General features: G+C 41.3%; 6 protein-coding genes. 1 reads left to right on the forward strand and 5 read right to left on the reverse strand.

Features of this window, described 5'->3' with window-relative positions; translation table 11 throughout:
- Nucleotides 1-21: 21 nt before the first annotated feature.
- Nucleotides 22-696, reverse strand: a complete 675-nt coding sequence (locus PSE7429_RS07630; protein WP_009626542.1) for a Uma2 family endonuclease — start codon at nt 694-696, stop codon at nt 22-24.
- A gap of 120 nt (nt 697-816) precedes the next feature.
- Here PSE7429_RS07630 and PSE7429_RS07635 point away from each other — a divergent pair, with 120 nt between their 5' ends.
- Complete coding sequence (locus PSE7429_RS07635) at nt 817-1,563, forward strand: DUF2459 domain-containing protein (protein ID WP_009626543.1); 747 nt, start codon at nt 817-819, stop codon at nt 1,561-1,563.
- 12 nt (nt 1,564-1,575) lie between these two features.
- Here the strand turns inward: PSE7429_RS07635 and PSE7429_RS07640 are convergent, their stop codons facing one another.
- From PSE7429_RS07640 to PSE7429_RS07660, 4 genes are all read right to left on the reverse strand, one after another.
- Nucleotides 1,576-3,222 (reverse strand): response regulator, encoded by a 1,647-nt coding sequence (locus tag PSE7429_RS07640; protein ID WP_009626544.1) that lies wholly within the window; start codon nt 3,220-3,222, stop codon nt 1,576-1,578.
- Between the two features lie 163 nt (nt 3,223-3,385).
- On the reverse strand, nt 3,386-5,302 hold the full coding sequence (locus PSE7429_RS23435; protein ID WP_009626545.1) for a histidine kinase dimerization/phosphoacceptor domain -containing protein: 1,917 nt from the start codon (nt 5,300-5,302) through the stop codon (nt 3,386-3,388).
- Between the two features lie 85 nt (nt 5,303-5,387).
- Nucleotides 5,388-5,870 (reverse strand): hypothetical protein, encoded by a 483-nt coding sequence (locus PSE7429_RS07655; protein ID WP_009626546.1) that lies wholly within the window; start codon nt 5,868-5,870, stop codon nt 5,388-5,390.
- A 21-nt stretch (nt 5,871-5,891) separates the two neighbouring features.
- Complete coding sequence (locus tag PSE7429_RS07660; RefSeq protein ID WP_144052495.1) at nt 5,892-6,242, reverse strand: hypothetical protein; 351 nt, start codon at nt 6,240-6,242, stop codon at nt 5,892-5,894.
- Nucleotides 6,243-6,602: the final 360 nt, after the last annotated feature.

The following is a 6,602-nucleotide window of genomic DNA, read 5'->3' on the forward strand; positions in this document are numbered from 1 at the left end:
TGCAACGCACCCTTTCTTTTGTTATGCCTCAATTCCTAATTCTCTAAGTTTTGCCGCAAGGCGATCGGCACGTTGCTTTTCTGAGTCGGCACGCTGACGTTCCTTTGCTAGCAAATCTTGAATTTCGGCATAGTTTAAGAAAGGATTACCGTCAGCATGAAACATTTTTAAGGTTTCATCATTAATTTCAAACTGAATCCCTAATCTGGGGCTTTGCCAACCACGAACAATAACGAGAGGCGATAGGCTATCGCCTTGTCTTAGCCATACTAATAAGCGGTTAGCCTCATAGTCATAGATATAATACTCTTCCACTCCATAGCGATCATAGAATAGGAGTTTCTTATCCATTTCTTCTTGAGTATTGGATGGAGAAAGAATCTCAAATACGACCTGTGGTGGAATATTATCTTCTAACCATTGTTTGTAACAGCCTCGATGCCCTTTTGGTCTACCGATCGCTACCATGATATCAGGAGCAGTCGAGAGATCGTTGCGTCCTTGAACTGGATACCATAACAGATCGCCTGCAACAAAAATCTTCAGATCGCTATTTTGATTTTGACTAAAAAACCAGTCCAGATTTTCTTTGATTGTAACAATCCAAATAAAATGGGTTGTATTACTTGCCATGGGCTGACCATCGCTTTCAGGGTAAATAATTTCAGTTGATGAGATGGTTAGCTGCGAAACCATAGCACAACTCCATAGAAAGATAATTGACTTATTTTAACATTACGCTAAATTTTAGGATGGGCGGTGCTTTGCGCCGCCCATCCTAAAATTTAGCATGAACACATTATTTTAAAATTGCTCATGACCCGTAAGCAGAAAATCGCGATAGGCTTAGGAATATTATTAGGAATTGCGATCGCGATCGCCAGTTATTTTCTCTATTGTCCTAGTCCAACTGCGGGGCTATTTCCTCCTGCGCCCAATACAAAAACTCGCACGATTTATTTTGTGCAGCATGAGTGGCATTCGGGCTTAGCATGGGCGCAAAGTTCAGGAGAAACCTTTGGTGTAGAAGAATGGAAAGATGCTCCCTATGTAGAGGTGGGATGGGGCGATCGCCAGTTTTATTTTGCTGGCGACAAATCCATTCCTTCGATGCTGCGGGCGGTATTCATTCCATCGGCTAGCGTCATGCATGTGACAAGTTTTGCGGAATCTCCAGAAAAGTTTTTTAAATTTCCTGTATTGCTAATCGAGCTATCGGAAGCAGGATTTCAAAATTTATTTGCTTATGTGAAGCAGACCTTTGCGGTTAATGGCAAAGGCGATCGCTTAGCAGCGATCGGGAAAGGTCAATATGGAGTTAGTAAATTCTATGCGGCTGTGCCGAGATATTTCTCCGCTTTTAACTGTAATACATGGGCTGCTGAGGCGTTACGCAATGGAGGAGTTCCACTTTGTCCTAATCGCGCCGTATTAGCGAAAAATCTTGGCGAGCAAATTACAGCGCTTAGCGCTCAAACCCAAACCAAGAAGATTTTTGAAAGCTTTGCAAAGCAAAGCTTTCAAAAATCTTCTTGGTTTGGGTTTGAGCACAAAGCGCTGTAGTTGAGAATTTAGTTAAGAATTTAGTGATGTAGGATTGCTTTCCTTGCTCTGGATGTAAACAGAAAATATCCGCACTAAATCTTGAGTTTTAAAGGGCTTACTCAGATAATCATTCATCCCGACATCGAAACAAGCTTGACGATCTTCTGGCAAAACATCGGCGGTCATTGCCACAATCCAAGGATAATATTTGATATCGCGACGAATTAGTTTGGTCGCAGTCAAGCCATCCATTTCTGGCATCTGCACATCCATCAACACTAGGTCATAAATATTTTGCTGGATAGCTGCGATCGCTTCTAAACCATTACTAGCATGATCGGGTTGGTATCCCAATTTTTCAAGGATGATACTGGCAATTTTGCGATTGAAGAAGTTATCTTCTACTAATAAAATGCGTAGAGGAAATTGCTCTGCCATCAATGTATCAATTTTGAGTTCGTAGACATCTGGTTCTGCGGTTTGAGTGGTTGTAGATTGGGTGTTTGTAGAACTAGCCAATAGACCGATCTCAAAATAGAAAATAGAACCTTGTGAGTATAATGTGGGTAGCCAATTTAAGGGTGGATTGCCGCCAACGTGACCGCCGCTCTCCGCCCAGATTGTCCCTCCCATTAATTCTACTAAACGTTTAGTAATGGCTAAACCCAGTCCCGTACCTCCATATCTGCGACTGATAGAATCATCGGCTTGAGTAAAGGCTTGAAAGAGTTTAGCTAGATATTCTTGTTGAATGCCTATACCTGTATCGCACACGGCAAAGGTGAGTTGGAATGGCTCAGTTTCACGATTAGGACATTGACCGCTAATGGAGATTGCGATATGTCCGCTTGGTGTAAATTTAATTGCATTGTCAATCAGGTTGAGCAAGATCTGGTACATGCGCGTACTATCACCAATAAATTTGCTGGGAAGATGGGATGCGATTGCATAATTGAGCTGGATCTGCTTATCTTGGGCTTGTTTGTTTAAGAGCTTGCATATAGCCGACAAAATATCCTCTAAAACAAATTCTCTTGCTTCTAAGGTCATCATTCCTGCTTCGATTTTAGAGAAATCAAGGATATCGTTAACAATTTCGAGTAGAGTATTGCCGCTATGTTGAATGATTTGTACGAGATTTTGCTGTTCTGCGGTTAGTTTGGTGGCGGCGAGTAATTCAGTACTACCCAACACCCCATTCATCGGTGTTCTCAGCTCATGGCTCATATTCGCGAGAAACATGCTCTTAGCCCTTGTCGCGGCTTCCGCATCTTCCTTCGCTTTTGCCAGTTGTCCTTCTATCTGATGCTTGTACATGGCTATTTCTATGACAACCCGTAAGTCTCTCTCATCAAATGGTTTTACAAGAAAGCCAAATGGCTCGGAAATTTTGGCGCGGTTAAGCGTGGCTTCATCGGTATGGGCAGTAATGTAAATTACAGGAATTTTAAATTCTTTGCGTAAAATTGTGGCGATCGCAATGCCATCTTGTGCCGAACCCCTTAAAATGATATCCATTAATACCAAGTCGGGAGCATTTTGAGACACGCTAGTTAAAGCGGCTTCGTCAGAGGTAACAGTATCGGTAACCGTATATCCCAACGCAGTTAGCTCTTCAGAAATGACTCTGGCTGTAATTACTTCGTCCTCAACTACAAGAATTTTATTTGCTGACATTACAAGCTTTTTCCCTTAAGTTGCTACAAAGTTGTCATGGATTCCTTTTATTAGTTAGGTTTTATAGTGCGAAGCGCTCAAACCCAAACCAAGTAAATTTTTGAAAGTGTTGCTTTGCAATGCTTTCAAAAATTTACTTGGTTGTGACATAAGTCGTTAAAACCTAATTACTTTTAATTTTAAATGAAATTTTAAAAACTGTCCCATGAAAATTTTCTAATAAAACTTCTCCTTTGAGCTGCTCGGTAACAAGAGAGTAAACAAGCTGTAGTCCTAATTTCTCCGCATCTTTGAGATTGATCGCCTCGGTCATACCTATCCCATTATCACGAACGATGAGGTTGTAGAAGTCATCACTATGTTTAGCGAATTCAATCATAATCTGCCCTGTACGATCTTCTGGGAAAGCATATTTAAAGGAATTAGAGACTAACTCGTTAATGATCAAGCCGCAGTAGATGGCAGTATCAATATCCACATTAACGGGCTCAGCATTTATATTCAAAGAAATTGCGGCGGATTTAGATGCATAGGAAGTCTGCAAATTCCGAGTTAAACTTTTGATATATGCGATAAAGTCTATATTTTCAAGATTTTTGGATTGATATAGTTTTTCATGCAGTAGCGCCATAGACTGAATGCGATTGCGGCTACTATTGATAATTTCCCGCATTTCCCGATCTTGAACTTGTCTGGATTGCAGATAAAGCAAGCCCGATACAATTTGTAAATTATTTTTCACGCGATGGTGTATTTCTTTCGTTAACACGACCTCACGTTCGTAGGCGGATCTTAGCTCCTCTTCTGATTGTTTGCGCCAAGTAATGTCTAGAGCAACACAACCAATTCCATTAAATTCTCCATTGCGATCTTGGTAAGGTTCTACGGTCAGATCGAAGTATCGCTTTTGACCGTTAGCCATAACAAATACTTCCTCTCTCACGCCAACCCCACTGTTAAGTACCAGTTTTTTGACGCTAGTTAGCCTTTGAGCATCTTCGGGAACTAGGAAAAGATCAAAATCATTCTTTCCGATGATTTCTTCATAATTAGTTCTTAAAGCAGGATTATAAAACCAAGTGTATCGCAACTCCCGATCTTGCATAAAAACGGTGATTGGCGAATTTTTGAGGACGAGGTAGAAGCGTTCTTGTGCAAGTTTCCGTTCGCCAACTTCAATCTCTAATTCGGCATTGGCTTTTGATAGTTCGAGGGTGCGCTCTTTTACTTTCTCTTCTAGCTCAATATTCAGTCTGCGAATCCTTTCCTCAGCCTCCTTGCGATCGCTAATATCCTTAACCCGAACCATATTAATCGCTTTGCCCGCAACATTGATCGGTTTAGTAGCAATACTGCCCCAAAAAGACCTACCTTTTCTCGTCACATATTCTATTTCACTGCTCCAAAAGCCGAAATTCTGCATATCTCCAACAATCTTACTAATCTCATTGTCGGTAAATTGTTTTTTTTGGAGGGTATGCCCTGCTATCCCAATCAAATCTTCTTTTTGATTGATTTCAAACATTTCTATAGCCCGTTGATTGCAATCAAAAATTAGCAAACTAATAGAATCGACTAAAAAAATAGCATCGGCGGATTCATTGTAAATTGCTTCCCTCAGCTCGCGACTGCGGATTAGTTCCAGTTCGGTTTGTTTGCGTTCTGCAATTTCACGTTCTAAAGCAACATTGATCGCAGCTAATTGAGAATGACTCGGTAAAGCAAGAAGTTGAGGAATCAAGGGTGCAAAACTAGCTGCGGTAAAAATCGAGACGATCGCGGTCAAAGCTTTGATTATCCCAGATATCCAGTAGGTGGGATGCCAAAGCGTCCATATCTCTATTAAGTGGGTAGTTCCACAAAGAATTATAAATAGACTGAATAATCCGAAAATCCACTGATAAGGTAAATCTTCACGCTTGTGGACAAAATAAACTAGACTAATTGGGATGGAATAGTAAGCGATCGCTATGAATAAATCAGATAAAATATGCAGCCATACCAGCGAAGGATTCCACAAATAGCAATGTCCGTGGGGTATAAATACTCTAGAATCAAAAAGCTCGTATATTAGTTCCATTTTAGATGCCTTTATTGGGTAAACTATATTCGATCGGCTAGGTTCGATCGCCTAGGGGGCTTGGATGACGATAACTTTCTGATTCTTAAAGAGGATAACAAGGACAAGGACGCAGGGGACAAAGCCAAGGATCGAGCCGCTCTTGGCTGGCAAACTTCTTGATTTGATAATGGGAATCCAATAAGTCCAGCATCTTTTTGATATAGGTGTGAACTTGAGAAGCCGTCATGCCTGCACAGTGAATTGGGGCGATCGCTGCAAACTTATCTTGCCCTTGCCATACTTGCGCCGCGATCGCATGGATTGGGGTTGAGGCTCCCGCTGCACGATAAACCACCAATACCGCCCAATATATCTTGGCAAACTCCTCAGTATTGACTACTAACTCAGGGGTTGAGGCTGAGCGTTTGCGTGCGCGGATAAGATTGCGGCGATCGCGATGGCGAGCATAGGAGCGACGGCTATAGCAAACCGTAGGATCCCAGCAATCGCCTCCATGTAATTCTTGAGCTTGATGAGCGGAAAGCATCGCACAGCGTTTGCATTTGTCAGGAATAGCCTTAGCCATAATTAATAGCCATAATTTAGCTTACGAACTAGAGATTGCGTCACTAGAGATTGCTTCTAAGATACGATCAAAGGTTTCTCGCAGTATCAATTTTTCCTCAGTGAAAATTGCAGGGGTATCATCTATTGCCTTAAGAGAATTAATATCCAGAATCAAAACACTTTCCCGATCATCCATCAGCCACTCAACCTGTAGTAATTGCGCTACATCTCCTAACTCGCTTTTCCATCCTTCCCGAAATTCCAATACGACTGGTGACTGATATCCATCGATAGGGATTAAAGCGGTGAGTTTGGTATGGGAAGGATGATCGAAATCAGGAGCATATCCAAGTTTGATTAAAGCCTGTTCTACTTGCGAATAAGTAAGCATATTTTCATAAATTTCCATAATTGCATATTAAATTGCACATTAAATTGCACATTAAATTACATATTAAATACCTCGGCATAAGTAAACTTAAAACCCAGAAGAGCATACCGCCCGCTGCGCGGGCGGTATGCTCTCTGGTTTTGGTTTTTAATTTATGCCGAGCTACTTGAATTGCATATTAATATGCTTAACTTCTTGTGTATTCCTCCTATAGCGGCTTTTTTCTCAAAGCCCAAAAGTAAAAGCCTTATGTAGCAAGGCTTTTACTTTTGGGCTTTGAGAAAGGGTTTGCGTTGCAAACCCTTTCTCAAAGCCCGTTTGAAATTATCTCGCCTGCTATAGCTACAGTCACTTGAATGA

This window comes from Pseudanabaena biceps PCC 7429, assembly GCF_000332215.1.
Classification (GTDB): Bacteria; Cyanobacteriota; Cyanobacteriia; order Pseudanabaenales; family Pseudanabaenaceae; genus Pseudanabaena; species Pseudanabaena biceps.